Below are 23,906 nucleotides of genomic sequence, written 5' to 3' on the forward strand. Positions count from 1 at the left end.
TTTCAAGAAATTACATGTGTTTAGACCAAGAGGCACCACGCTCTTTTTGATAAACTTCATAAGGCAAGGTTAATATATTAAATTCTCTAGGTATATCCATACTAGGAAAAACCTTCCACTCTACTGGCATCTTTTGAGAAAAAAGCAAAGATAATTTTGAGCCCAAAGAGCAAGCCTCGTTAAAGGTTGTATGTCCTTTATGAATATACAAATGCAAGTGATTATTAGTTCTTGTTCTATAAGCGGTAAAATTAATAAAACCCTCTTCTCTTAAAACAAGTTGCGCTCTATGCCAAAAACGCTCCGCATTAAAACCATTATAATCAAATACAATATTTTCAACCTTATCAAAACTATTGATCAAAGAATGCGCCACGATTATCTTTTTTTCCATATGCTCTTGTATAACACTAGCAGTTAATGGAGCATTGATTTTCTCAAATTTATCAAAGAAAATTCTACCCTTGTATTCATATTTATTTACTATAGTATCACGCTTTATATAATAATGGCTTGTAACCATTTTAATTAAAGCTAAATCCATTGTTGTAATCAAAATAAAGCCCTTTCATAAATAATAAAATTACTTGCCAAATCCTTCAGTTTAACCTTGATTTCCTCTTGTAGTTTAGTATTTTGTATATCATCTAAAATATCAGCTATATAATTTGCAACAATAGTAATTTGCTCTTCTTTAAAACCTCTAGCTGTTAAAGCTGCTGTTCCAAGTCTTAAACCACTCGTTACAAAAGGACTTCTAGTTTCACCTGGAACAGTATTTTTATTAGCTGTAATACCTGCTCTTTCTAGCGCTAAATCTGCATCTTTACCACTAAATTCTTTATTTAAAAAGCTTAATAAAATCAAATGATTATCAGTACCACCACTGACTAAATCATATTTTCTATCTATTAAAACTTGTGCCAAAGTAGCAGTATTTTTGATGATTTGCTTAGCATAAATTTTCCACTCATCACTTAAATTATATTTGAACCCAACTGCCTTAGCAGCAATTACATGCATTAATGGACCACCTTGAATACCTGGAAAAATTGCAGAATTGATTTTTTTGGCAATTTCTTCATCATTACACATAATAATCCCGCCTCTTGGACCTCTTAAAGTTTTATGTGTAGTAGAACTTACAACATGAGCATAAGGGAACGGACTAGGATGTTCACCTGCTACAACCAAGCCTGCAATATGCGCAATATCAGCAAATAAGTATGCGCCAACCTCATCTGCTATTTCTCTAAATTTGGCAAAATCAATCACTCTAGGATAAGCACTAGCACCACAAACAATAAGTTTTGGCTTAACTTCTTTTGCTATCTCTCTAACTTTATCATAATTAATTCTTCCATCAAGCTCAACTCCATAAAAAAAGCTTTCATAAACTTTTCCAGAAGAACTTACTTTAGAACCATGAGTTAAGTGTCCTCCATGGCTTAAATCCATGCCCAAAATTCTATCACCAGGATTTAATAATGCCATATACACACCTTGATTTGCTTGTGAACCTGAACTAGGTTGTACATTGGCAAAATTACAATTAAAAAGTTTTTTACATCTTTCTATAGCAATCGTCTCAATCTCATCTACAAATTCACATCCACCATAATATCTTTTACCAGGATAGCCTTCTGCATATTTGTTTGTTAAAATACTTCCCATAACTTCCATAACTTCTGGTATGGTAAAATTTTCACTTGCTATCATTTCAAGACCATCGCATTGTCTTGCTAACTCTTTTTGGGTTAAATCAAAAATTTCTTTATCAAAATTTTCCAACATTTACTCTCCTTTTATCTCATTTTTAAGTGGTCTCATAGCTGGGAAAAGCACTACATCACGAATTGATTTTTTATTAATTAAAAGCATAACTAATCTATCTATTCCAATACCTTGCCCCGCAGTTGGTGCCATAGCATAGCCTAGTGCATTAACAAAATCCTCATCCATCTCACATGCTTCTTCATCGCCTGCATTTTTAGCTTCAATTTGTTTTAAAAATCTCTCATATTGATCTAGCGGATCATTAAGCTCATTAAATCCATTTGCAATCTCTCTACCTGCGATAAACAACTCAAATCTTTCAGCAATATCTGCATCTTTATCACTTCTTCTAGATAAAGGACTTATGGAAATAGGAAAATCTATCACGAAAGTAGGATCAATTAGTTTATCTTCAACATAATTATCAAAAAGTTCAGCTTGTAAATGACCTAATTCTAATTTTTCATTGGCTTCAAAGCCATCTTTTTTTAGCTTTTCTAAGATTAATTCTTTATTATTAATAAGCTCATCATCTAAACCACCATATTTTTTTAACGCATCTTTATAAGTAATTCTTTCAAATGGCTTAGAAAAATCAATTATTTTTTCATCAAATTCAAGTTTTTTGTCTAAATTTAATTTATCCAAAAGCATAGCAAAAAGCTCTTCTGTTAAATCCATCAAATCATGATAATTATGATAAGCCCAATAAAACTCAATTGTAGTAAATTCAGGATTGTGCGTTAAATCCATCCCTTCATTTCTAAAACATCTATTAATCTCATAAACTGCCTCAAAACCACCTACAATCAAACGTTTTAGATATAATTCTGGAGCTATTCTTAAAAATCTTTCCACACCCAAAGCATTGTGATAAGTCACAAAAGGCTTTGCATTTGCTCCCCCTGCTATAGGATGCATCATTGGTGTTTCAACTTCCAAAAATCCTTTATTATCAAAAAAAGATCTAATATAAGAAACAATTTTAGAACGCAAAATAAAATCTTTTCTCACTTCACTATTCATAATCATATCAAGGTATCTTTTTCTATATCTTTGCTCGATGTCAGTAAGCCCATGATATTTTTCCGGCAAAGGCACTATGGCTTTTGTAGCTATTTGAATTTGCTCCACATGAAGACTAAATTCTCCTGTTTTAGTCATAAAAGGAAAACCTTTAACCAAAACAATATCCCCTACTTCAAGATATTTTTTTAAAATAGCAAAGTATTCTTCCCCTAAAATATTTTGATTAAAATAAATTTGTAAATTATCTTGCTCATCTTCTATATTAGCAAATACTGATTTACCAGCTATCCTAAGAAGCTTTAATCTTCCTGCTAACACCCCATGAGCATTTTCATCGCGCTGATTTTCCATATCTTTAATGTAAGCAAATTTACTTTTATATTCATTTATGCTCATTTCTTTTTTTAAAAAATGTGGATAAGGGTTGATTCCTAGTTCTTTTAATTCTTGTGCTTTTTGAATTTTTTGTTGTTCTAAAATATTATCAAACATTAAATATACCTTTATTTTTTACTACATTGTGGACATAAGCCATAAAGTTGCATTAAATGCCCTGTTAATTTAAAATTATATTCTTTTGCTATTAACATTTGTTGTTGTTCAATAATAGAATTTTCAAATTCTACAATCTCTCCACAACTTTTACAAATTAGATGATCATGATGAGGCTTATTTGCAAGTTCAAATTTCTTTCCTGAAGCACCAAAAGATATAGAAGTAGCCATACCTGATTCTTCTAATAAATTTAAGGTTCTATAAACTGTCGCAATACCTACATTTAGCTCAGGATTTTTTTGCTTAATTTCCACATATAAACTTTCTGGAGTATAATGCATATCGCTATTATATAAGGTTTTTAAAAGCACTTCTCTTTGTTTAGTATATTTTAGACCATTATCTTTAAGTGTTTTTTTAAAACGCTCAAGTAAAACATCATATTCTATATTTTCAATTTGCATTATTTACCTCCGAATTTAGACTTAAATTAGAATCTATAATTTGTTCTTGTATTTTATCTAAACCATTTTGAGTAAAATCCGTATTCATTATAAAATCACCTGTTTGTCTAAGCAATTCTAACGTATAGCTGTTTTTAGCATATTTTTCCAAGCTTGAATTTAAAAATTCTATATTATTAACACAAGCTACCAAAATAGCAAAAATCAAAAATATTTTAGCACTACCAAACAAAAACCCGCCAATACGATCTATAAAACCAAGACCACTCATACTAAACATTTTTGATAGTATATTTCCCAAAGCCATACAAGCTATCCATATCACAATCAATAAAACTAAAAATCCCGCAAAAATTGCAAGATTTTCATTTTCAATTGCATAAAAATTATTATTAATAATTTCTGCTACTTCTTTAGCATATCTTGAAGCAAGTAAAACCCCACCAACTATACCCAGTAAACCAAAAATTTCTTTAAACAAACCACTTACCAAGCCTTTTAAGCCCAAAATCACAGTTAAGCCCAAAACAAATACATCAAACCACGAAAAATTTTCCATCTACGCTAAACTCCAAATATTTTATTCAATTATTTTAGGGACTATAAAAAATCCATCTTGAGAATTTGGAGCATGCTTGCTAATTACATCAAATACTTCAGATTTTCTACTTTCATCTAGTCTAAATGGCGTTCCACCTTTTGTGGTACTTGTCATAGCCTCCACATCATCAAGTTTTAATTCATCTAATTTTTCTACAAAATTAACAATTTGACTTAATTGTTCTTCTAATTCTTGTCTTTTCTCATCGGCAATTTTTAAAGCACTTAGCTTTTCAAGTTTAGTCAATAATTTATCATCAATTTGCATGATTTACCTTAATTTTAATTTATATCCAAGAAAACTCTTTTTTTTAGATTAAAAATTATAACATAAAATCATTTATTTTTTCATTTTTATATGTTACAATTATAGACTTAAAACAATAAATAATGTTTATTCTTGCTAAAAAAGGGAAAATATGGCTTTAAAAGAAAACTTAAAAGCAGTCCAAGAAGAATTAAGCTCTCAAGAGCAAATGATGGAAAATTTTATTAAATCTGAGCGCTTTATAAAAAAATACAAATACTACTTCATTACGATTATCGTGCTTTTGGTTGCATATTTTGGTGGAAGTTATTTTTATAATCTAAAACAAGAAAGTAATATTCAAGAAAGCAATATAATTTTTAATAATTTATTAAAAAATCCTTCAGATCAAAAATTACTTGAAGATTTAAAACAAAAAAATGCAAATTTATACACCATATTCATCATGGGACAAAACAATCAAGATCTTAATCAAACTTTAAGTCTTAATATAGATCCTTTGTTGAAACAAATAGTACTTGCTCAAAATAATCAAAAGTCAGAATTTTTAAAAGATTATAATACCCTACTAGCAGGTTTTGAATTTCTAAAGCAAAATGATTTTAAAAATGCAGATATAGAATTTAATAAAATACCTATAAATTCTCCTTTATGGCAGATTATTACAAGCTTAAAACATTATCAAGGAATAAAATGAAACACTTTTATTTATTTATTATAACTTTAATATTTTTTAGCGCTTGTGGCACAAAAAGGGAGTATTATCAACCAACACAAACAGAACAACTTCCTTATAGCTCACATAATATTAATGGTAAGATTATCAATTTCAATAACAATATAGCACAATTAAATAGCAATTCCTTTATAGATTCCACGGGGAATATTATTAATTTTAAACTAGATAAAAATTATCATATTTTAAATATGCAACAAGAAGAAGTTCTTGTTGGCGATGATAATGGAAATTTTAAGATTTTAAATTTACAAGGAGATGAATTATTTTCTCATAAATTTAATGAAAGCGTAGTAAGTGCAAGTATAGATGGAGATGATATAGCCTTGGTTTTAGCTAGCAATACCTTAGTATATGCAAATAAAAATCTTGGTATTAAAATGCTTCAAAATCTTGGTACAGCTTATGCTCAAGATAGTCGTTACGCTAATCCTTATTTTTTAAATACTATTATCATATATCCTATGCTTAATGGAAAATTAGCCATACTTAATAAAAGCACATTAAAAGTTAGTAAAGAAATTTTGGTAAGTAGTGAAGAATTTTTTAACAATATCATCTACCTTCATGTAAAAAATGATACAATGGTTGCTGCAACTGCACAAAAAATCATCGTTGTTACTCCAAATAGAACTTTATACCTAAATGAAAATATTAAAGAAGTAAATATCAATGATAATGAAATTTTCATACTTACAAAAGATGGAAGAATTCTTAAAAATGACTATAATCTTAGAAAAATCGATGAAATAAAATTTCAATTTGCTCTATTTTCCAAAAGCACCTTATACAACAACTCTTTATATATTTTTGAAAAAACAGGTTATTTAATCAAATTAAATACCAATTTAAAAGATTATACAGTATATAAACTAAGTGAAGCTGTTGATAAAAAAAGTTTTATGGCAAATGGTAAATTTTTCTTTCAAAACAAATTTTTACAATTAAACTAAAATGAATCAAGAACTTAGTGATATTCTTATAAAACATGGAATTATTTTAAAAAACACTAAGTCTTTAGATATTCATGTTTTTAGTAAAAAGAAAAAAATAACTTGTATTTATGGAGAAAATGCAAGCAAGCAATACTGCTTAATTTTATTTTCTTTTGTGAAAAGTAAAATTTTAACAAAAGAATGTCTAGAATTTGAAAGTATTTTTCAAAATATAAACCAAACTCTAAATTTAAATTTCAAAAATTATTTTATTTTTCATCAAGCTTTGATTTGCTCAAAAGCAAAAGAATATTTAACTACCAAAGGAATTAAAAGTTATGCTTTTATGTGATATTGGCAATACAACCGCAAGTTTTTTAAATGAGCAAAAATTTCATTCTATGAGTATAGAACAGTTTTTACAATATGAGCCAACACAGAAAGTATTTTATATCAATGTTAATCCAAATTTAGAGCAAAGATTGAAACAAAATCCCTTATTTATCAATCTTGCTCCATATTTTAACTTTGATACTATTTATGATAATTTAGGGGTCGATAGAATAGCAGCTTGCTATACTATAGAAGATGGTGTTGTAGTTGATGCAGGCTCTGCAATCACTGTAGATATTATCTCTAATTCTATTCATCTTGGTGGATTTATTCTTCCTGGTATTGAAAGTTACAAAAAATCTTTTTCTAATATTTCATCACGTTTAAAATATGAATTAAACACCCAAATAAATTTTGATGCTTTTCCCCAAAGAACTGTTGATGCTTTAAGTTATGGTGTATTTAAAAGCATATATTTACTCATAAAAGATAGTGCATATGGTAAAAAATTATATTTTACTGGCGGTGATGGACAATTTCTTGCAAATTTTTTTGATTATGCTATTTATGATAAATTTTTAATTTTTAGAGGCATGAAAAAAGCTGTTTGTGAAAATTTTATACTTTAAAATTTATTTCTACGCCCCTACTCTTAAAATTATAAGCTTTATTTAAACTCAAAACAACTATATTTTGATATCATTAGCAAAAGTAAATATACAAAAGGAATTGATAACAATGGATCAAAAACATTTTGATACCGTAGTAATTGGCGGTGGGATTTCTGGTGCTGCGGCATTTTATGAGCTAGCTAGATATACAAATATTCAAAATATTGCTTTATTAGAAAAATATAATAATGCCGCAACTTTAAATAGTCATAGCACAAGCAATTCACAAACTATCCACTGTGGCGATATAGAAACAAACTATACCTTAGAAAAAGCAAAAAAAGTTAAAAAAACTGCAGATATGATTGTTAAATACGGTCTTTTGCAAAATGCACAAAATAAATTTATGCACTCACACCAAAAACTTGCACTTGCAGTTGGAGACAAAGAATGCGAGTATATGAAAAATAGATATGAAGAATTTAAAGAATTATATCCTTATATTAAATTTTACACCAAAAATGATATTAAGCAAATAGAACCTAATGTTGTATTAGGTGAAGATGGCATCAATGATAGAGCAGATAATATAGTAGCTATGGGTGTAGAAGAAGGTGAAATTTATACCACAGTGGATTTTGGATTAATGAGCCAAAATCTTATAGAACAAGCTTGCAAACAAGGTAAAAATACCCATGTAGCTTATAATCAAGAAGTTGTTTTTATAGAAAAAAAAGATGATATTTTTTATATAAAAACAAGAGATTTTAAAGAATATAGTGCAAAATCAATTATAGTAAATGCGGGAGCGCATTCTTTATTTTTAGCGCATAAAATGGGTATAGGATTAGATAAATCTTGCTTTCCTGTTGCAGGAAGTTTTTACATGGCAAAAAGAAAAATTTTAAATGGTAAAGTTTATATGGTGCAAAATCCAAAACTCCCATTTGCTGCGTTACATGGTGATCCTGATTTATTAGCCAATATGAATACACGCTTTGGCCCTACTGCTTTAGTTATTCCTATGTTAGAAAGATATCATGGTTTTAAATCGTTACCTGAATTTTTCAAAACATTAAATTTAGATATGAATGTAGTTAAAATTTGTTTTAATCTTTTTAAAGATTCTACTATTAGAAATTATATTCTTTATAATTATTTGTTTGAAATTCCTTATATTAACAAAAGACTTTTTGTAAAAGATGCCAAAAAAATAGTTCCTAGTTTAAAAACAGATGATATTTACTATGCCAAAAACTTTGGCGGGGTACGCCCTCAAGTGCTTGATAAAAAAGCAGGAGAATTAATGCTTGGCGAGGCAAGTATCACTGAAATTCCGGGCATAATTTTCAATATGACACCAAGTCCAGGTGCTACAAGCTGTCTTGGCAATGGTTATAGAGATGCAAAACTTATTTGTCAATACTTGGGTGCTAATTTTAATGAGGATTTATTTACTAGCGAACTACTATAAAAAGGATAAGAAATGTTAAAAAAAACAAAAATAGTTGCAACGATCGGACCAGCAAGCGAAAATGAAGCTACAATAAGACAAATGATTATTAATGGGGTAAATGTTTTTCGTTTAAACTTTTCACATGGAACCCATGAGTATCATAGTCAAAATCTAGCTACTATTAGAAAAGTAGCAGCTGAACTTAATGCAAGAATTGGAATTTTACAAGACATTAGTGGACCAAAAATTAGAACCTTAAAAATTCCAGAAGCTTTTGAGCTAAAAAATGGAGATAGACTAGACTTTTACAAGGATACTTTTGAAGGAGAAAAACTTTCTAATGAACATTATAAAGTCTGTATTAACCACCCTGAAATTCTTTCAATGCTAAAAGCAGGAGAATACATCTATCTTTGCGATGGTTCCATCAAAACCAAAGTAGTGCAAGTTGAAAAAGATTTTATCCAAACCCAAGTAGAAAATAGCGGGGTGCTTAGTTCAAACAAGGGAATTAATTTTCCAAATACAAAAATCAATATCGATGTTATTACCCAAAAAGATAAAGACGATCTTGCGTGGGGTATTAAGAATGATGTTGATTTTTTAGCCATATCTTTTGTGCAAAATGCTCATGATATTGATGAAGTTAAAAAAATACTTGATGAAAATAATGCCAAAATTGCTATTTTTGCAAAAATAGAAAAATTTGATGCGGTTGAAAATATCGATGAAATCATAAATTGTAGTGATGGTATAATGGTTGCAAGAGGAGATTTAGGCATTGAAGTGCCTTATTATAGGGTGCCAAATATACAAAAACTCATCATTAAAAAAGCTAACGAGGCTAATAAACCTGTCATCACTGCTACTCAAATGCTTTTTTCTCTTGCAAAATCCAAAACTGCCACAAGAGCTGAAATTTCAGATGTTGCTAATGCTGTGCTTGATGGCACTGACGCAGTTATGCTTAGCGAAGAAAGTGCAGTGGGGATTGATCCAGCAAATGCAGTTGATATTATGACTCAAACTATCATTGAAACAGAAAAAAACTATCCTTATGAAAAATTTGAAAATTTTAAATGTTTTAATGAAACTGATATCATTGCTAAATCAAGCACACAACTAGCAACTGATTTAAATGCAAATGCAATTTTTACCATTACAAGCAGTGGTGCTTCCGCAGTTAAAACAGCAAGATATCGTCCAAAAATGGATATCATAGCTATTACTCATTCTAAAAAAGCTTTAAATTTTTTAAGTATAGTTTGGGGAGTTCAACCTGCTATATTGATAGAAAAGCATGAAAATTTAACAGAACTTTTAAGCAATTCTGTAAAACTTGGGGTTGAAAAAGGCCTTATGAAAAAAGATGGGGTTTACACTCTTACTGCAGGATTTCCAGTAGGTGTTGCAGGAAGTACAAATTTAATTAGAATTTTACAAAAAGATCAAATTGAATATTATTTAAGTTTGGGAAAATAACCCAAACTTAATATTCTTCTTCTATCAAATCACATAAGCAGTGTATGATTAAAATATGCATTTCTTGAATTCTAGCTGTATCATCGCTTGGAATGACTATATTATGCTCACATAATGCATTCATCGCTCCACCACCTTTTCCGCTAAGCCCTATACATTTGGTACCAATTTCTTTGGCCTTTTCAAAAGCTTTGATCACATTTGGACTTTTTCCACTAGTAGAAATTCCAATCAATGCATCATTATCACCAGCTAAAGCTTCAACTTGTCTTGAAAAAACAAATTCAAAACCATAGTCATTTCCTATAGCACTTAAAGCAGAAGTATCAGTGCTTAGAGCAATAGCAGCTAAAGCCTTTCTTTTTTTTATATCTTCCGCTAAGCTCAGCTGCAAAATGTTGGCTATCTGCAGCGCTTCCACCATTTCCACAAATTAAAATTTTCCCACCGCTTTTCAAACATACTTTTAACTCTTGAGCAACCATAGCAATTTGCTCTTTTAATTTTAAACTTTGTTCTAAAGTTTTTTGATGTTGAATAAATTCTTTTTCAATTTTATTTATCATTTGCGATCCTATTAATTATATTAGTAGTGCTAAACCCATCTTCAAAGTCAATCAATTCTACTTTTTTTACTAAATTTGAACCCACTACTTCTTTGCCTTTATAATCAGCTCCTTTAACTAGCACATCGGGTTTTAAAAACTCTATTAATTCATAAGGAGTATCCTCATCAAAAATCACTACATAATCTACAAAATACATGCTTGCAAGCATACATGCACGTTGGAACTCTAAATTTATAGGTCTTGAGTTTCCTTTTAGTTTTTTTACGCTTTCATCTGAATTTAAACCTACAACTAAAATATCTCCTAATTTTTTAGCTTTTTCAAGATATTTTATATGACCATAATGCATAATATCAAAACATCCGTTGGTAAAAACTACTTTTTGATTTTGTATTAATTTTACAAGCTCTTCTTTACTTTTAAGTTTATCTTCAAAAGAAGCTTTTTTTAGATTTTTTATCTCTTCTAAACTTACACTCACACTTCCAACTTTTGCTACCACAACAGCTGCTGCATCATTTGCTAGCTCGCACGCTTTTATAATATCAACTTTTAAAGCCAAAGCATAAGCAAGCATAGCTATAACACTATCTCCAGCTCCTGTTACATCATAAACTTCTAAAGCTTTTGCAGGAATAATATGTAATTTTTCATCAAAAAGTGCTATTCCTTCTTCAGATAAAGTTATAATAGAATAAGTTAGATTTAAATCATCTTTTAATTTTTTCAAAGCTTTTTCTAAATTATCAATTTTTTCTACACCCAAAGCTTGAATAGCTTCTTTTTTATTTGGAGTTAACAAGGTTGCATTTTGATATTTGCTAAAATCGTTTCCTTTTGGATCAATCAAAATGGGTAAATTTAAAGTATTTGCATGCTCTATCAAAGCCTTTGTGACTTTCGAAGTTAAAGCTCCTTTAGCATAATCACTCAAAATAATTGCATCATAATCTTTTGCGATTTTTTTATACTCTTTGATAATTTCATCTTCTAATTTAGTATCAAAATCATTCTCATCATCAAGTCTTAAAACTTGCTGAGAATGCGATAAAACTCTGCTCTTAAGAGGGGTTTTTCTATCTTTTTCTACTAATAATTTTGCATTTAAATTCTCTTTTAAAAACCTCCCGCTCTCATCATCACCCACAAGTCCTAGAGCAAAAACCTCAGCACCAAGACTTTTTAAATTTGCATACACATTACCAGCTCCACCTAGTCTTTTATCTTCTTTTTGTGATTTCATCACCATTACAGGAGCTTCTGGAGAAATTCTAGTACAATCACACCATATATAATGATCTACCATAAAATCCCCAACAACTAAAATTTTTGGCTTTTTAGAACTTAAAAAATCAAGCATTTACTTCCTTTTCATAAAGCCTTTTAATCTCATCTAAATAATCTTTTATTCCCTCTTCAAGACTAAATTTAGCTTTATATGAAAAACTCTCATCTAATTTTGCTTGAGTATGAAATTGATAAGCGTTTTTATAAGGATTAGGAATATACTCACAAGGATAATTAGTGTTTAATTCTTTTTGTAAAATATCAACTATATCTTGAAAAGTTCTTGCCTTACCTGTAGCTACATTATAAATTCCACTTTTTGCTTCTAAAGCTTGCAAATTTGCGCTCACAACATCTTTAATATACACAAAATCACGATAAATTTGATCGCTTCCTTCAAATAAATGCGGACTTTTACCCGCTAAAATTTGATGTCCAAATTGCAAAATCATAGAAGCAGTGCTATTTTTAAAAAATTCTCCCTTGCCATATACATTAAAATATCTAAGCCCGACTATATGCATTTTATCAAAGTATTTTTTTGCTAATTTATCCATCATTAGCTTTGAAAATGCGTAAGGATTTTTAGGGGCTTCACTTAAATTTACAGTTTGTGGGCTTGGTGCATCTCCATAAACTGAAGCTGAACTTGCATAGATTAATTTTGCATTAAGCTCTAAGGCAAGTTCTATAAAATCTTTAAAAGTGTTTAAATTAGTCTTTAAAACTTTGTTTTGATCATAAACAGTTGTATCTGAAATTGCAGCCTTATGAAAGATCGCATCGGGTTTAAAATCTTTTATAACTTTTAAAGTTTTTTCATCATTAATATCACCCACATAAAGCTCACCTTCAAAATCTAAAATATTTTTAAAATGACCAAAACTTTCTAAATTTCCATTTTCAAAAGTAGCACTTGAGCGCATTTTATCTACAATTAAAACCTCATGTTTATCCTGAAGTTCTAAAGCAAGAGCAGAGCCTATAAAACCTGCTCCACCCGTTATCACTATTTTCATTTTTTATCCTTTAAATAATGCAAAAGTTCTTTTAAATTTTTAAAGACCTTATAGTTTTCATCATCATTATAATTTTCATTAATCAAAAATAGATTTTTTATACCAGCATTAATTCCAGCTTGCATATCACTTAAATTATCCCCTATAAAAAAAGATTGTGAAAAATCTATATCAAATTCTTTTTGTGCTTTTAAAAGCATGCCAGGTTTTGGCTTACGACATTCACAATTTTCTAAATGCGGGCAGTGATAAATTTTTTCTATTTTAATGCCTTTTTTCAAAAACTCACCTAGCATATACGAGCTTAAAATTTCAAAATCTTTTTCACTATAATAAGCCCTTGCAATACCTGATTGATTAGTAGCTACAAAAATTAAAAAATCTTGCTTTTGAAAAAATTCACAAAGTTCAAAAATACCATCACAAAATTCAAAATCACTAATCTTATGAACGTATTTTTTATCTATATTAATAATCCCATCTCTATCTAAAAATAACGCCTTTGTTTTCATAAAAAAATTATAATGAATTTTTTTTAAGATTTTATAATTTATCAAGTAAAAAAGTTTTTTAAGCGACTTTAAATAAAAAAAGCTTATAATTAAACACATTTTATTTTCAATTTATATAGGAGTGATACAATGAAAAAGCTACTTGTTTTATCAGCTTTAGCATGTCTTGGTGTTTCAGCTTTTGCTGCAGATGGTGCTACACTTTATAAAAAATGTGCAGTATGTCATGGTGCTAAAGCAGATAAAGTTTACCTTAACAAAGTTCCTGCTTTAAATACTTTAACTGCAGCTGAAAGATTACAATACATGAAAGATTATGCAGCAGGTAAAAGAAATGCTTATGGTCAAGGAGCGATCATGAAAATTAACCTTAAAGGTTTAACAGAAGCAGATTTCAAAGCAATTGAAGATTATATTGAAAGCTTAAAAAAATAATTTAACAGCCTTTATGGCTGTTTTTTGTTCTTTTCCAAAGCTTCTTTTTTTCTTTTTTCTAAAATCACCGCATCGTTTAACGCATCTTCACTATCATTTAAAGTAGTAAATTTATAATCATCATCAAATTGTTTATTCTTTATACCCCAAAGCAAAGCGCAAATTGCTAAAAACAAAGCAACTAAAGAAACACCTATCATCATCATTAAAACACCATTCATTTTTTAATCCTTAGAGCATTTAAAATTACTATTATACTACTAAAAGACATTGATAAAGCCGCAATTAAAGGATTAATCAAACCAAAAAAAGCCAAAGGCATACTCAAAGCATTATAAAATAAAGAAAAAGCTAAATTTTGTTTAATAATTTGATAAGTTTTTTTAGCTATTTGTATGGCTTTTTGTAAGCTTTTTAGGTCATTTTTTAACAATATAATATCACTATTTTCCATAGCAAGTTCAGAACCTTCTTTTAAAGAAACCCCAACACCTGCATAAGAAAGTGCTAAAGCATCATTTACTCCATCTCCTACCATTAAAACCTTACCTGTTTGATTTAAATTAGCTATTATTTGCATTTTATCTTCTGGCATACATGTGGCTTTGAAATTATTTATTTTTAATTTTTCAGCCACCTTACTCACAGCAGATAAATTATCACCACTTAACATATAAATTTGCATTTTACATTCTTTCACAAATCTAATCAACTCTTCAGAGCTTTCTCTTATACTATCTTCTAATTCAAAAACTGCTAATACAGTTTTATTTTTAGCAAATATAAAATGCGTGGTTTGAAATTCTTGTACTTGTATATGGTTTTCTTTGAAAAATCTCTCATTTCCTCCCAAAAATTCATCTTTACCCAAAAAGGCTTTATAACCTCTTGCTTGAAAATTTTGAATTTTTTCAAATTCTATTCTACTATCTATTTTTCTATCTAAAAATTTCAAAATGCTTTTAGCCACTGGGTGGTTAGTTAGGTGTAAGAAATTTAATAACTCATTTTTATCTAACCTCTCATCTAAAAAGCTTTTTTTAACTTCTAAACTAGCCTTTGTTAAAACCCCTGTTTTATCAAACACAGCCACATTACACTTACTCAAATCCTCCACAACACCTGCTTCTTTAAATAAAATTTTTTCTTTCAAACCAGCACTAATTGCTACTAAAGAACTCACCGGAGTAGCCAAAGCTAAAGCACATGGGCAAGCTATAATTAACACAGAAACCATGCGTATCATAGCTTCTTCAAAACCCAAATTTAATACAAAAAAAGTAAAAGCAAAGCAAAGTAAAGCACAAGTTAAAATAATAGGTGAAAAATACTTACTTACTTGCTGTACCATTTTTTCTATTTTGGCTTTTTTAGTACTTGAGTTTTCGAGTAAATTAATAATCCTAGCTAATTTAGAATCCTTATAAAGTGCATTTGCCTTATATAAAGCATTCCCACTTAAAACTAAAGAAGCAGAATAAATCATATCATCTTTTTGCACATCAAGCGGTAAGCTCTCTCCACTTAAACTAGACATATCCAAGCTAATATTACCACTAATGCACATTCCATCTATTAAAACCCTATCACCTTCTTTTAACTCTACAATATCTCCTATTTGCACTTCTTCTATATCGATATTTTCTATTTTGTTATTTTTTAATACCCTTACTTCACTACTTAAAAACGATCGTAAATGATCAAGCGTATCAAGAGCTTTTTTCTTGCTTAAAAGCTCTAAGTACTTTCCTATAAAAACAAAACAAATAATCATCGCTACAGAATCAAAATACACTTGTGAAGCTCTTGAAAACATCGCCCATACTGAATATATATAAGCTAAACTTGCCCCACTAATTACCAAAGTATCCATATTAACACTTTTAAATTTCAAAGCATAATAGGCATTTTTATAAAAGATTGAGCCTGTATAAAAAAGCACAGGAGTACAAAGTAAAAATTCAGCAAAATGCAAAATATCCTTAGTATCAGCTTCCATGCCACTAAAAAACCCAGCATACTTGGCTACAGATATCCACATGATATTCATCACACAGGCTATGGCAACTATTAATTTTGCATAAAAATCTCTTTTGGTTTGAGTTGCTCTTTGTTCATTTTTTGTAGGCAAATACACACTAGCCTTATAACCTATACTTTCTATACTTTGGATAATTTTTGCTAAATTTATGCTTTTTTCATCAAAAACAATTCTAGCTTTATGGGTAATAGAATTAATATCAATTTCTATCACACCTTCACTTTTAATGAGAATTTTTTCATTAAGCCAAACACAAGCAGCACAATGAATTTCTTCTATAAGTAAAAAAATCTCACTAAAACCTTCTTTGGTTTTTTGTATGTATTTTTCATAATCTTTAACATTATGTTCTATTATCGCAGGAGTTAGAGTTTGATTGCCAAGTTTTTCATAAAATTCTTCCAAATTATTTTCTTGTAAAATCTCATAAACACTCTCACAACCCTTACAGCAAAAATAATTTCCATTTTTTTCTATCATTTGATCTTGTCTAAAACTTAATTGACAGTGTTTGCATTTCATCTTATACTTTCTTCAATAATTTTTTACAATATTTTATCATTTTTTTAAAATCACTATTTTAAAAATTATTTACAAAGCTATATTATAATTTTAAAAATTTGACAAAGAAGCATTTTTTTGAATAAAATCTCTTATTCATTATTAAATACTACATTTTCTACATTTTAGAGGATATATGGAAAATACAAAAGAAAAAAAACAACATCAAAGAACACACATTCCGGTGGAAGGTTATAAGATAGAAGATTTAAAGTTGCTTGATCTAGAAAGCTTAGTTAAAATTGCCAATGAAGCAGAAATAGAAAACCCAAGAGAATTTAGAAGACAAGATCTTATTTTTGAAATTCTAAAAGCACAAACCAAAAAAGGTGGTTTTATACTCTTTACAGGGATTTTAGAAATTTCACCTGAAGGCTATGGCTTTTTGCGTGGAATGGATTCAAATTTAAGCGATAGCGTAAATGATGCTTATGTATCAAACTCACAAATTCGCAAATTTGCTCTGCGCGTTGGGGATATAGTTACCGGTCAAGTTAGAGAACCAAAAGATCAAGAAAAATACTATGCTTTATTAAAAATTGAAGCAATTAATTATCTTCCATTAAAAGAAGCTAGAGAAAGACCTTTATTTGACAATCTTACTCCAATTTTTCCAACTGAAAAAATCAAATTAGAATACGATCCTTTAAAACTAACAGGTAGAATGCTTGATTTATTTGCCCCTATAGGAAAAGGCCAAAGAAGCTTAATTGTAGCACCTCCAAGAACTGGTAAAACTGAGCTAATGAAAGAATTAGCCACTGCTATTGCTAAAAATCACCCAGAGGCTCATTTGATTGTGCTTTTGGTAGATGAGCGCCCTGAAGAAGTTACAGATATGCAAAGATGTGTCAAAGGCGAAGTTTTTAGCTCAACTTTTGACTTACCCGCTTATAATCATGTTAGGGTAGCTGAGCTTGTTATAGAAAAAGCAAAAAGGATGGTAGAAACAGGCAAAGATGTCATTATATTACTTGATTCTATTACAAGATTAGCAAGAGCTTATAATACTGCTACGCCAAGTAGTGGTAAGGTTTTAAGCGGTGGAGTTGATGCAAATGCCTTACATAAACCAAAACGCTTTTTTGGTGCAGCTAGAAATATAGAGCATGGTGGCTCATTAACCATTATAGCAACTGCTTTAATAGAAACAGGCTCAAGAATGGATGAAGTAATTTTTGAAGAATTTAAAGGAACAGGAAATAGTGAAATCGTTCTTGATAGAAATATTTCAGACAGAAGAATTTACCCTGCAATTAACATCATAAAATCAGGAACTAGAAAAGAAGAATTACTCCAAGGTGTTGAAAAACTTCAAAAAATTTGGGCAATTAGATCAGCTATTTCACAAATGGATGATATAGAGGCTTTAAAATTCTTATACTCTAAAATGCTAAAAACTAAAAGCAATGAAGAGTTATTATCTATCATGAATGAGTAGTAATGCTTCAAGCTCTTGCTGTTAAATACAGACCAAAAAATTTTAATGAGCTTGTAGGGCAAAATACTGTTTCTACAAGCTTAAAATATGCTCTTGAAAATAATCGCTTAGCACATGCTTATTTGTTTTCAGGATTACGCGGAAGCGGAAAGACTTCAAGTGCAAGAATTTTTTCAAGAGCTCTAGTATGCGAAAAGGGACCAAGTGCCAACCCTTGTGGTGAATGTTCTCAATGTTTATCTTCACTTAGTGGTTCTAATATAGACATTATAGAAATGGATGCTGCAAGCCATAGAAGCTTAGAAGATATACAAGAACTTATCGAGCAAGTCAAATACGCTCCATCTTTAGCTAGATTTAAAATTTTTATTATCGATGAAGTGCATATGCTCACCCCACAAGCAGCAAATGCCTTGCTTAAGACCTTAGAAGAGCCACCAAGTTATGTAAAATTTATACTAGCAACAACCGATCCTTTAAAACTTCCTGCTACGGTTCTTTCAAGAACACAGCATTTTAGATTTAAGCAAATTTCTACCCATGATATCTTAAATCATCTTGAATGGATTTTGGAAAAAGAAAATATTAGTTATGAAAAAGAAGCTTTAAAACTCATTGCAAGAAGCGGAAATGGCTCCTTAAGAGATACCTTAACCTTGCTAGATCAAGCCATAGTATATTGTCAAAATGATATACAAACACAAAAAATCACTGCGATGCTAGGCTTTTTAGACCCAGCTAAAATTGAAGAATTTTATCAAACCATTTTAGCCAATGATAAAGATAAAGTTCTTGAGTTTTTAAAAGAATTTGAAGATTATGAAGCAAGTAATGTCATTGATGAGATGATATTTTTTTTAAAAGAAGCATTTTTTACCAAAAATAATCTTTTTTCTATGTTAATTTATGAAAGATTTTTTAGAATTCTTTCACGCGCTAAGACTATGTTAAATTCTAGTGATGATGATAGTTTTGTGCTTTGTGTTATGGCTTTCATGCTTATAGAAGCAACTTATCTAAAAAGCATTGATGAGGCTATTAAAGGTTCAAAGCAAGATAGCATGCCAAATCCAAAACAACAAGAAACTCCTTCTATTCAACAAACCCCTAAAGAAGAAAAACTTAGTCCTTATGAAAATCTCTTAAAAGCAATATATAAAAGAGATTATGACTTAGCTGAAGTTTTCAAAAAAACCACACAGTTTGTTTCTTTTGAAGATGACATTTTAAGCATTAGCTCACATGCCAAAGATGATGATAGAATGGTTTTAAACAATGGTTTTAAATTAATCAAAACATTACTTCATGAGCTTTTTGGAGAAAAAGCACAAATTAAAATCCAAAAAATAGAAACCATAGATACTCAAAAACTACAAGATATATTCAAAACTCCCATAAAACAAGAAGTAAAAAACACTCCAAATCTAAATGAGCATTTTGAAAATTTTAAAAAAGACGCTAAAAAATACGATCCTAAAGACGAAACCAAAGAGGCTCTTAATAAGCTCTTTGGTTCTCCGACAATACAAAATTAAAAACTACCATTGATTGAAATATAAATTCTTCTTCCCTCTTCTATACGGTTATAAGTATTTACCCAAGTATCTTCATCATCTTTGTTTTTATAAGAATCCCAATCATTTGTGAAACTTTTATCAAAAAGATTATAAATTGCTGCATTGATGTTCCAATTTTTATTGATATCATAACGCACACCCATAGAAGCTAAAAAGACATCTTGATAATATTCTCTATTAATATTTGTATCGCCCATATAACGATCTATTTGCCACTCACCTTTTACCCATGGAGTGAATTTATTAAAGATATTATAATTTGCTTTTAACATGATATTGTGTTTTAAACTATCCACTTCTGGCTTTCCTATCACAGCTTTATTTTGTGCATCTTTTACTTCACTATCAAGATAAGTGTAAGCTAAATCTAGATTTAAATGTTCTATAGGGGTAATCCCTGCTCCAAGCTCTATGCCTTTGTATTCAACCTTGCCATGATTAATCGCTTGATAACATGTACCAGCTTCACATTTTCCAATACCCGAAATCATACTATTTTTACTAAATTCTTGACTAGAAATTTTATCTTTAAAATTTGTCAAAAACCCAGTAGCTGAAATATAAAATAAATCATTATTATAAACAGCGGCTAATTCATAATTAAGCGATGTTTCTTCTTTTAGATTTGGATTTCCATACATAGGGTATTTACCCTGTCCACTATAATTATAAGCACCAGCTATCAATCTATTAGCATATGGAGTTCTAAAGCCCGTTGAAACACCACCCTTTAAAGTAAGTTCGCTAGTAGGATTATAAACCAAATAAGCCCTTGGAGAAATGTTATTTCCAAAAATTTCATGATGATTATATCTTGCGCCAAAAGTAAATCTTAAATCATCTCTTATACTATACTCATCTTCTGCAAAAAGAGCTAATAAATATTGATCAAAATTTGTAGGATTAGCAATTTTATCTTGCATTTTTTCAAGTCTATATTCACCACCCACGCTTAAAATATGACTTTGGCCTAAAGGAATAACTGATCTTGTATCTACGATAATATCTTCAGCAACTATATCTCTATTTTGTCCTAAAAATGGTTGTGTTTTTTGACCAACTACCTCACGACCATCATTACTTACACGGTTATACTGCAAGGTAGAAGTAATCGAAAAGTCTTCATATACACCCTCATGACTTAAATAAGTTACCAACTTATCTACTTGCATAGTATCTGTATAACCACCTGTTAAAGCCCCGTTATCACCAGATGGCTTAGTCAGCGTTCCTAGTTGGCCTTTTTTGTTATCATAATGATTTCTTGAAAAATCAATATCAAATATCAAAGTATTATAATCATCTACTAAATAGTTTAACCTAGTTCCTAAATTAAAATTATTAGCTTTTGTAGGACTTTGAGCTTGATCGCCTTGCACTCTTTGTCCACTACCATTACTAAATTCAACATTAGATTGTTCCCTATAAAACTCTCTAAAACGTAAGGTTAATCCTAGGCGATCATTCATCAATGGACCGCTTGAATATATACTTGTACCATAAGTATTGCCCCATTCATTATGTGCATTAAAAATACCATCTAAACTGACCGATGTTTCCCACTTATCACTTACTTTTTTTGTGATGATATTTACAACACCACCTAAAGCTTCAGAACCATATAAAGTACTCATTGGTCCTTTGATTACTTCTATTCTTTCTATGCTAGAAATTGGAGGCAAAAATGAATTTGAAATTTCATTAAAACCATTAGGCCCAACTTCCCCGCCTATCCCTTGACGGCGTCCATCAATTAAAATTAAAGTATATCCAGTAATACCTCTCATGGTGATATTATAAGATCCAGTTTTTCCCTTACTAGCAAATAAATCTACACCAGGAATATCAGCAATAGCTTCGGCAACATCTCTATAAGGCTTGCTTTCTAAATCTTTTTTGCTAATCACATTTATAGTAGCAGGGGCTTCTTTAATATCTTGAGAAAAACCTGAAGCACTTACTATGGAACTATCTAATAAAACTTCTTGTGATAAAGCATTGCAGACCAAAAAACTAGCAACACAAAACGATAAACAATGTTTTTTCATTATTTCCTTTCTTAATAAACAAATTTTCAAAGTTGGAATATTATGATAATAATTATTAATTTAAAATAAATTTATTGTATCAATTATGATAATTGTTATTAATAAAAAATTTAATTTTTAGCAATATAATCACAAAAAATTTTAAGATGAGGGTATAATGGAATTTTTAAAAACTTATATTGACTTAATTATATTTATTGTTTTAGGGGTAATGGCATTTATTGCCATATGGTGTACTATAGAACGTATCTTGTTTTTTAAAAAAATCAAACTAAATGACTATCAATGTCAAGAAAAATTTGATGATGCAATTAGTGAAAATCTTACTATGCTTTATATTATTTATACTAATGCTCCTTATGTAGGACTTTTAGGAACTGTAATAGGGATTATGATTACATTTTACGACATGGGAGCAAGTGGGAATATTGATGTTAAATCTATTGTTATTGGTTTATCATTAGCTTTAAAGGCTACAGCATTAGGAATTTTAGTTGCCATCCCTTCTTTGATGGCTTATAATGGATTACTTAGAAAAATATCAACCTTGAGTAATGCATATCGTATTTTTAAGGATAAAAATGCTTAAATTACCGAAAAATGAAGGTTTAAACATCATTCCTTTTATAGACATAATGCTTGTTTTACTAGCTATTGTTTTAAGCATATCCACTTTTATCGCACATGGTGAAATCAAAATCAATCTACCTCAAAGTGAAAATTCAAATTCCATAAACGAAAATAAAGACAAAGTGAGTATTTTAATCAATAAAGAAAATGAATTTTATATCGATGGAAAAACAGCTTCCTTAGAAGAAATAAAAGCAAAATTTGACACTATAGATTCTAAAACATTAGTAGAATTAAAAAGTGATAAAGAAGCAAAATTTGAAAGTTTTGTAAAAATTATTGATATTTTAAAAAATAAAAATCATGAAAATTTTCAAATTTTAACAGAGCAAAAAAGATGAAAACATTTATAAACAATCATAAAAATCAATCCTTTTTCATCACTTTATTTCTCTTTTTGCCTTTATTTTTTGTTTTTATTTATACTAAGAGTTTTTTACATATACAACATAGCGCTTCAAAAGAAGAAAAATTTAATATAACTATAAAACAATTTTTACAAGATTCACCTAAAGTAAAAACCGAACAACCTAAACAAGAAAAAATAAAAAAGCCAGAACAAACAAAAGAAAAAGCTATTATTCAACCTAAAAAAACAAATACTTTAACCAATACCAAAGCAATAAATCAATTAAATGAAAAAATAAAACCTCAAAAAACTATAGCACAAGAAAAAAACACTCCAATAACTTCTCAAGAAAGCATATCTTTAACTAATAACAATGAACTTTTAAAAGAAGTTAAACAAGCTATAGATGAAGCTTTAATATTTCCTAGACAAGCCAAAAAAATGCGAATGAGTGGCGAAATTTTAGTAGAATTCACATGGACTAAAGATAAAAACCTATTAAACTTAAAAATATTAAAACCATCAAAATATAAATTACTAAACGATAGTGCCTTAGAAACTATACGTATAGCATCTAAGAATTTTCCACAATATGAAAAAACTTTTCATATAAGAATACCATTAATATATAAGATAAACTAAGCAAAATTACTTAGTTTGTCTTGATTAAATTATGTCCTTTGTAGATCCCATAAATTTTATAATCTCCATTTTTAAGCATTAAAACCACAGGATATTCTTCTTCATAACCTTGCTCCATACCAGGACTTCCCTGAGGCATACCAGGAGCAGAAATACCTATAACATCTTCAGGTTTATTTTTCAAAAGCCAAGCAACTGCATCTTCAGGAACATGTCCTTCTATAGCATAACCATCAATTACGCCAGTATGGCAACTTTGATACATAGGCTGAATATTCATTTTTTCTTTTATTTTTAAAAAATCCTCGCTTTTATGTATTTGCACTTTATAGCCCTTATCTTTCATATAATCAGCCCAAAGATCACAACATCCACAAGTAGGACTTTCATAAATATTTAATAATTTTTCATTAGCCAATAAAGCTGTAAAACCAAGCGATAAAGTTAAAAATAATTTTTTCATATATCCTCCAAAAATAAAAAGATAAAATACATTATAAAAATTAATATTTTTTATAAAGCCAATAATTTTTATTTTAAAATATACCAAAATACAAAATTATATTCCTACTTCATTTAATAATACTTATTACAAATATTAACTTTACCT

General features: G+C 29.3%; 25 protein-coding genes and 1 pseudogene. 12 read left to right on the forward strand and 14 right to left on the reverse strand.

Features of this window, described 5'->3' with window-relative positions; genetic code table 11:
* Positions 1-10: 10 nt before the first annotated feature.
* The 6 genes from L8V82_RS07070 to gatC are packed head-to-tail and all read right to left on the reverse strand — an operon-like array spanning position 11 to position 4,632.
* Positions 11-556, reverse strand: coding sequence for a DUF1882 domain-containing protein (locus L8V82_RS07070; RefSeq protein ID WP_263675352.1), 546 nt, complete (start codon positions 554-556; stop codon positions 11-13).
* A complete protein-coding gene (locus tag L8V82_RS07075) occupies positions 553-1,794 on the reverse strand; it encodes a serine hydroxymethyltransferase (protein WP_257397119.1) in 1,242 nt (413 codons plus the stop codon). The genes L8V82_RS07070 and L8V82_RS07075 overlap by 4 nt, the downstream gene beginning before the upstream one ends.
* Positions 1,795-3,297, reverse strand: a complete 1,503-nt coding sequence (lysS, locus tag L8V82_RS07080) for a lysine--tRNA ligase (RefSeq protein WP_263724475.1) — start codon at positions 3,295-3,297, stop codon at positions 1,795-1,797.
* 11 nt (positions 3,298-3,308) lie between these two features.
* A complete protein-coding gene (locus L8V82_RS07085; RefSeq protein ID WP_043019516.1) occupies positions 3,309-3,764 on the reverse strand; it encodes a Fur family transcriptional regulator in 456 nt (151 codons plus the stop codon).
* Complete coding sequence (locus L8V82_RS07090; RefSeq protein WP_263724476.1) at positions 3,754-4,323, reverse strand: CvpA family protein; 570 nt, start codon at positions 4,321-4,323, stop codon at positions 3,754-3,756. The genes L8V82_RS07085 and L8V82_RS07090 overlap by 11 nt, the downstream gene beginning before the upstream one ends.
* 21 nt (positions 4,324-4,344) lie before the next feature.
* Positions 4,345-4,632, reverse strand: coding sequence for an Asp-tRNA(Asn)/Glu-tRNA(Gln) amidotransferase subunit GatC (gatC, locus tag L8V82_RS07095; protein ID WP_263662245.1), 288 nt, complete (start codon positions 4,630-4,632; stop codon positions 4,345-4,347).
* A gap of 151 nt (positions 4,633-4,783) precedes the next feature.
* On the opposite strand from gatC, the gene L8V82_RS07100 reads away from it, so the two are divergent.
* The 6 genes from L8V82_RS07100 (at position 4,784) to pyk (ending at position 10,185) form a co-directional block, all read left to right on the forward strand.
* Positions 4,784-5,329, forward strand: coding sequence for a hypothetical protein (locus tag L8V82_RS07100; RefSeq protein WP_263675347.1), 546 nt, complete (start codon positions 4,784-4,786; stop codon positions 5,327-5,329).
* Positions 5,326-6,321, forward strand: coding sequence for a hypothetical protein (locus L8V82_RS07105; protein WP_263724477.1), 996 nt, complete (start codon positions 5,326-5,328; stop codon positions 6,319-6,321). The genes L8V82_RS07100 and L8V82_RS07105 overlap by 4 nt, the downstream gene beginning before the upstream one ends.
* A gap of 1 nt (position 6,322) precedes the next feature.
* The gene (locus L8V82_RS07110; protein WP_263724478.1) at positions 6,323-6,655 is read left to right on the forward strand and encodes a hypothetical protein; all 333 of its coding nucleotides are present in this window, start codon (positions 6,323-6,325) and stop codon (positions 6,653-6,655) included.
* Positions 6,642-7,265 (forward strand): type III pantothenate kinase, encoded by a 624-nt coding sequence (locus L8V82_RS07115; protein ID WP_087700105.1) that lies wholly within the window; start codon positions 6,642-6,644, stop codon positions 7,263-7,265. The genes L8V82_RS07110 and L8V82_RS07115 overlap by 14 nt, the downstream gene beginning before the upstream one ends.
* A gap of 109 nt (positions 7,266-7,374) precedes the next feature.
* Positions 7,375-8,721, forward strand: a complete 1,347-nt coding sequence (locus L8V82_RS07120) for an FAD-dependent oxidoreductase (RefSeq protein ID WP_263724479.1) — start codon at positions 7,375-7,377, stop codon at positions 8,719-8,721.
* Between the two features lie 12 nt (positions 8,722-8,733).
* Positions 8,734-10,185, forward strand: a complete 1,452-nt coding sequence (gene pyk, locus L8V82_RS07125; protein WP_263724480.1) for a pyruvate kinase — start codon at positions 8,734-8,736, stop codon at positions 10,183-10,185.
* Positions 10,186-10,192: 7 nt separating this feature from the next.
* Here the strand turns inward: pyk and gmhA are convergent.
* From gmhA to L8V82_RS07145, 4 genes and pseudogenes are all read right to left on the reverse strand, one after another.
* Positions 10,193-10,751: pseudogene (gene gmhA / locus L8V82_RS07130) on the reverse strand (D-sedoheptulose 7-phosphate isomerase).
* On the reverse strand, positions 10,741-12,114 hold the full coding sequence (rfaE1, locus tag L8V82_RS07135) for a D-glycero-beta-D-manno-heptose-7-phosphate kinase (RefSeq protein WP_263724481.1): 1,374 nt from the start codon (positions 12,112-12,114) through the stop codon (positions 10,741-10,743). The pseudogene gmhA and the gene rfaE1 overlap by 11 nt, the downstream one beginning before the upstream one ends.
* Positions 12,107-13,060, reverse strand: a complete 954-nt coding sequence (rfaD, locus tag L8V82_RS07140; RefSeq protein ID WP_263724482.1) for an ADP-glyceromanno-heptose 6-epimerase — start codon at positions 13,058-13,060, stop codon at positions 12,107-12,109. The genes rfaE1 and rfaD overlap by 8 nt, the downstream gene beginning before the upstream one ends.
* The gene (locus L8V82_RS07145; protein ID WP_263724483.1) at positions 13,057-13,572 is read right to left on the reverse strand and encodes a D-glycero-alpha-D-manno-heptose-1,7-bisphosphate 7-phosphatase; all 516 of its coding nucleotides are present in this window, start codon (positions 13,570-13,572) and stop codon (positions 13,057-13,059) included. The genes rfaD and L8V82_RS07145 overlap by 4 nt, the downstream gene beginning before the upstream one ends.
* 129 nt (positions 13,573-13,701) lie before the next feature.
* On the opposite strand from L8V82_RS07145, the gene L8V82_RS07150 reads away from it, so the two are divergent.
* Entirely contained in the window at positions 13,702-14,007 is a 306-nt protein-coding gene (locus L8V82_RS07150) for a c-type cytochrome (RefSeq protein WP_087700117.1), read from the forward strand.
* Between the two features lie 11 nt (positions 14,008-14,018).
* Here L8V82_RS07150 and ccoS read toward each other — a convergent pair whose 3' ends face one another.
* Positions 14,019-14,228: a cbb3-type cytochrome oxidase assembly protein CcoS gene (ccoS, locus tag L8V82_RS07155; RefSeq protein WP_214099529.1), complete on the reverse strand. Its 210-nt coding sequence runs from the start codon at positions 14,226-14,228 to the stop codon at positions 14,019-14,021.
* On the reverse strand, positions 14,225-16,570 hold the full coding sequence (locus tag L8V82_RS07160) for a heavy metal translocating P-type ATPase (RefSeq protein WP_263724484.1): 2,346 nt from the start codon (positions 16,568-16,570) through the stop codon (positions 14,225-14,227). Before L8V82_RS07160 ends, ccoS begins: the two co-directional genes overlap by 4 nt.
* A gap of 175 nt (positions 16,571-16,745) precedes the next feature.
* Here L8V82_RS07160 and rho point away from each other — a divergent pair, with 175 nt between their 5' ends.
* Positions 16,746-18,050, forward strand: a complete 1,305-nt coding sequence (gene rho, locus L8V82_RS07165; RefSeq protein ID WP_039617780.1) for a transcription termination factor Rho — start codon at positions 16,746-16,748, stop codon at positions 18,048-18,050.
* 2 nt (positions 18,051-18,052) lie between these two features.
* Positions 18,053-19,585 (forward strand): DNA polymerase III subunit gamma/tau, encoded by a 1,533-nt coding sequence (locus L8V82_RS07170; RefSeq protein ID WP_263724485.1) that lies wholly within the window; start codon positions 18,053-18,055, stop codon positions 19,583-19,585.
* Here L8V82_RS07170 and L8V82_RS07175 read toward each other — a convergent pair.
* Positions 19,582-21,675 (reverse strand): TonB-dependent receptor domain-containing protein, encoded by a 2,094-nt coding sequence (locus L8V82_RS07175; protein WP_263724486.1) that lies wholly within the window; start codon positions 21,673-21,675, stop codon positions 19,582-19,584. The genes L8V82_RS07170 and L8V82_RS07175 overlap by 4 nt on opposite strands.
* A 157-nt stretch (positions 21,676-21,832) precedes the next feature.
* Here L8V82_RS07175 and exbB point away from each other — a divergent pair, with 157 nt between their 5' ends.
* From exbB to L8V82_RS07190, 3 genes are read left to right on the forward strand one after another with little or no spacing between them, the layout of a single operon-like run.
* Positions 21,833-22,264 (forward strand): TonB-system energizer ExbB, encoded by a 432-nt coding sequence (gene exbB / locus L8V82_RS07180; protein ID WP_263724487.1) that lies wholly within the window; start codon positions 21,833-21,835, stop codon positions 22,262-22,264.
* Positions 22,257-22,646, forward strand: coding sequence for a TonB system transport protein ExbD (gene exbD / locus L8V82_RS07185; RefSeq protein WP_039628097.1), 390 nt, complete (start codon positions 22,257-22,259; stop codon positions 22,644-22,646). The genes exbB and exbD overlap by 8 nt, the downstream gene beginning before the upstream one ends.
* Positions 22,643-23,296, forward strand: a complete 654-nt coding sequence (locus L8V82_RS07190; RefSeq protein WP_263724488.1) for an energy transducer TonB — start codon at positions 22,643-22,645, stop codon at positions 23,294-23,296. Before exbD ends, L8V82_RS07190 begins: the two co-directional genes overlap by 4 nt.
* A gap of 10 nt (positions 23,297-23,306) precedes the next feature.
* Here L8V82_RS07190 and L8V82_RS07195 read toward each other — a convergent pair whose 3' ends face one another.
* Positions 23,307-23,759 (reverse strand): DUF411 domain-containing protein, encoded by a 453-nt coding sequence (locus tag L8V82_RS07195; RefSeq protein ID WP_263724489.1) that lies wholly within the window; start codon positions 23,757-23,759, stop codon positions 23,307-23,309.
* Positions 23,760-23,906 lie beyond the last annotated feature (147 nt).

The sequence above is a fragment of the Campylobacter sp. IFREMER_LSEM_CL2151 genome (genome assembly GCF_025771725.1).
GTDB lineage: Bacteria > Campylobacterota > Campylobacteria > Campylobacterales > Campylobacteraceae > Campylobacter_D > Campylobacter_D lari_C.

Bases quoted from the DNA above. Each gene is read 5' to 3' on its own strand.
- L8V82_RS07075 (WP_257397119.1), bottom strand. From the start codon at position 1,794: ATGTTGGAAAATTTTGATAAAGAAATTTTTGATTTAACCCAAAAAGAG.
- lysS (WP_263724475.1), bottom strand. From the start codon at position 3,297: ATGTTTGATAATATTTTAGAACAACAAAAAATTCAAAAAGCACAAGAA.
- L8V82_RS07085 (WP_043019516.1), bottom strand. From the start codon at position 3,764: ATGCAAATTGAAAATATAGAATATGATGTTTTACTTGAGCGTTTTAAA.
- L8V82_RS07090 (WP_263724476.1), bottom strand. From the start codon at position 4,323: ATGGAAAATTTTTCGTGGTTTGATGTATTTGTTTTGGGCTTAACTGTG.
- gatC (WP_263662245.1), bottom strand. From the start codon at position 4,632: ATGCAAATTGATGATAAATTATTGACTAAACTTGAAAAGCTAAGTGCT.
- L8V82_RS07100 (WP_263675347.1), top strand. From the start codon at position 4,784: ATGGCTTTAAAAGAAAACTTAAAAGCAGTCCAAGAAGAATTAAGCTCT.
- L8V82_RS07105 (WP_263724477.1), top strand. From the start codon at position 5,326: ATGAAACACTTTTATTTATTTATTATAACTTTAATATTTTTTAGCGCT.
- L8V82_RS07110 (WP_263724478.1), top strand. From the start codon at position 6,323: ATGAATCAAGAACTTAGTGATATTCTTATAAAACATGGAATTATTTTA.
- L8V82_RS07115 (WP_087700105.1), top strand. From the start codon at position 6,642: ATGCTTTTATGTGATATTGGCAATACAACCGCAAGTTTTTTAAATGAG.
- L8V82_RS07120 (WP_263724479.1), top strand. From the start codon at position 7,375: ATGGATCAAAAACATTTTGATACCGTAGTAATTGGCGGTGGGATTTCT.
- pyk (WP_263724480.1), top strand. From the start codon at position 8,734: ATGTTAAAAAAAACAAAAATAGTTGCAACGATCGGACCAGCAAGCGAA.
- rfaE1 (WP_263724481.1), bottom strand. From the start codon at position 12,114: ATGCTTGATTTTTTAAGTTCTAAAAAGCCAAAAATTTTAGTTGTTGGG.
- rfaD (WP_263724482.1), bottom strand. From the start codon at position 13,060: ATGAAAATAGTGATAACGGGTGGAGCAGGTTTTATAGGCTCTGCTCTT.
- L8V82_RS07145 (WP_263724483.1), bottom strand. From the start codon at position 13,572: ATGAAAACAAAGGCGTTATTTTTAGATAGAGATGGGATTATTAATATA.
- L8V82_RS07150 (WP_087700117.1), top strand. From the start codon at position 13,702: ATGAAAAAGCTACTTGTTTTATCAGCTTTAGCATGTCTTGGTGTTTCA.
- ccoS (WP_214099529.1), bottom strand. From the start codon at position 14,228: ATGAATGGTGTTTTAATGATGATGATAGGTGTTTCTTTAGTTGCTTTG.
- L8V82_RS07160 (WP_263724484.1), bottom strand. From the start codon at position 16,570: ATGAAATGCAAACACTGTCAATTAAGTTTTAGACAAGATCAAATGATA.
- rho (WP_039617780.1), top strand. From the start codon at position 16,746: ATGGAAAATACAAAAGAAAAAAAACAACATCAAAGAACACACATTCCG.
- L8V82_RS07170 (WP_263724485.1), top strand. From the start codon at position 18,053: ATGCTTCAAGCTCTTGCTGTTAAATACAGACCAAAAAATTTTAATGAG.
- L8V82_RS07175 (WP_263724486.1), bottom strand. From the start codon at position 21,675: ATGAAAAAACATTGTTTATCGTTTTGTGTTGCTAGTTTTTTGGTCTGC.
- exbB (WP_263724487.1), top strand. From the start codon at position 21,833: ATGGAATTTTTAAAAACTTATATTGACTTAATTATATTTATTGTTTTA.
- exbD (WP_039628097.1), top strand. From the start codon at position 22,257: ATGCTTAAATTACCGAAAAATGAAGGTTTAAACATCATTCCTTTTATA.
- L8V82_RS07190 (WP_263724488.1), top strand. From the start codon at position 22,643: ATGAAAACATTTATAAACAATCATAAAAATCAATCCTTTTTCATCACT.
- L8V82_RS07195 (WP_263724489.1), bottom strand. From the start codon at position 23,759: ATGAAAAAATTATTTTTAACTTTATCGCTTGGTTTTACAGCTTTATTG.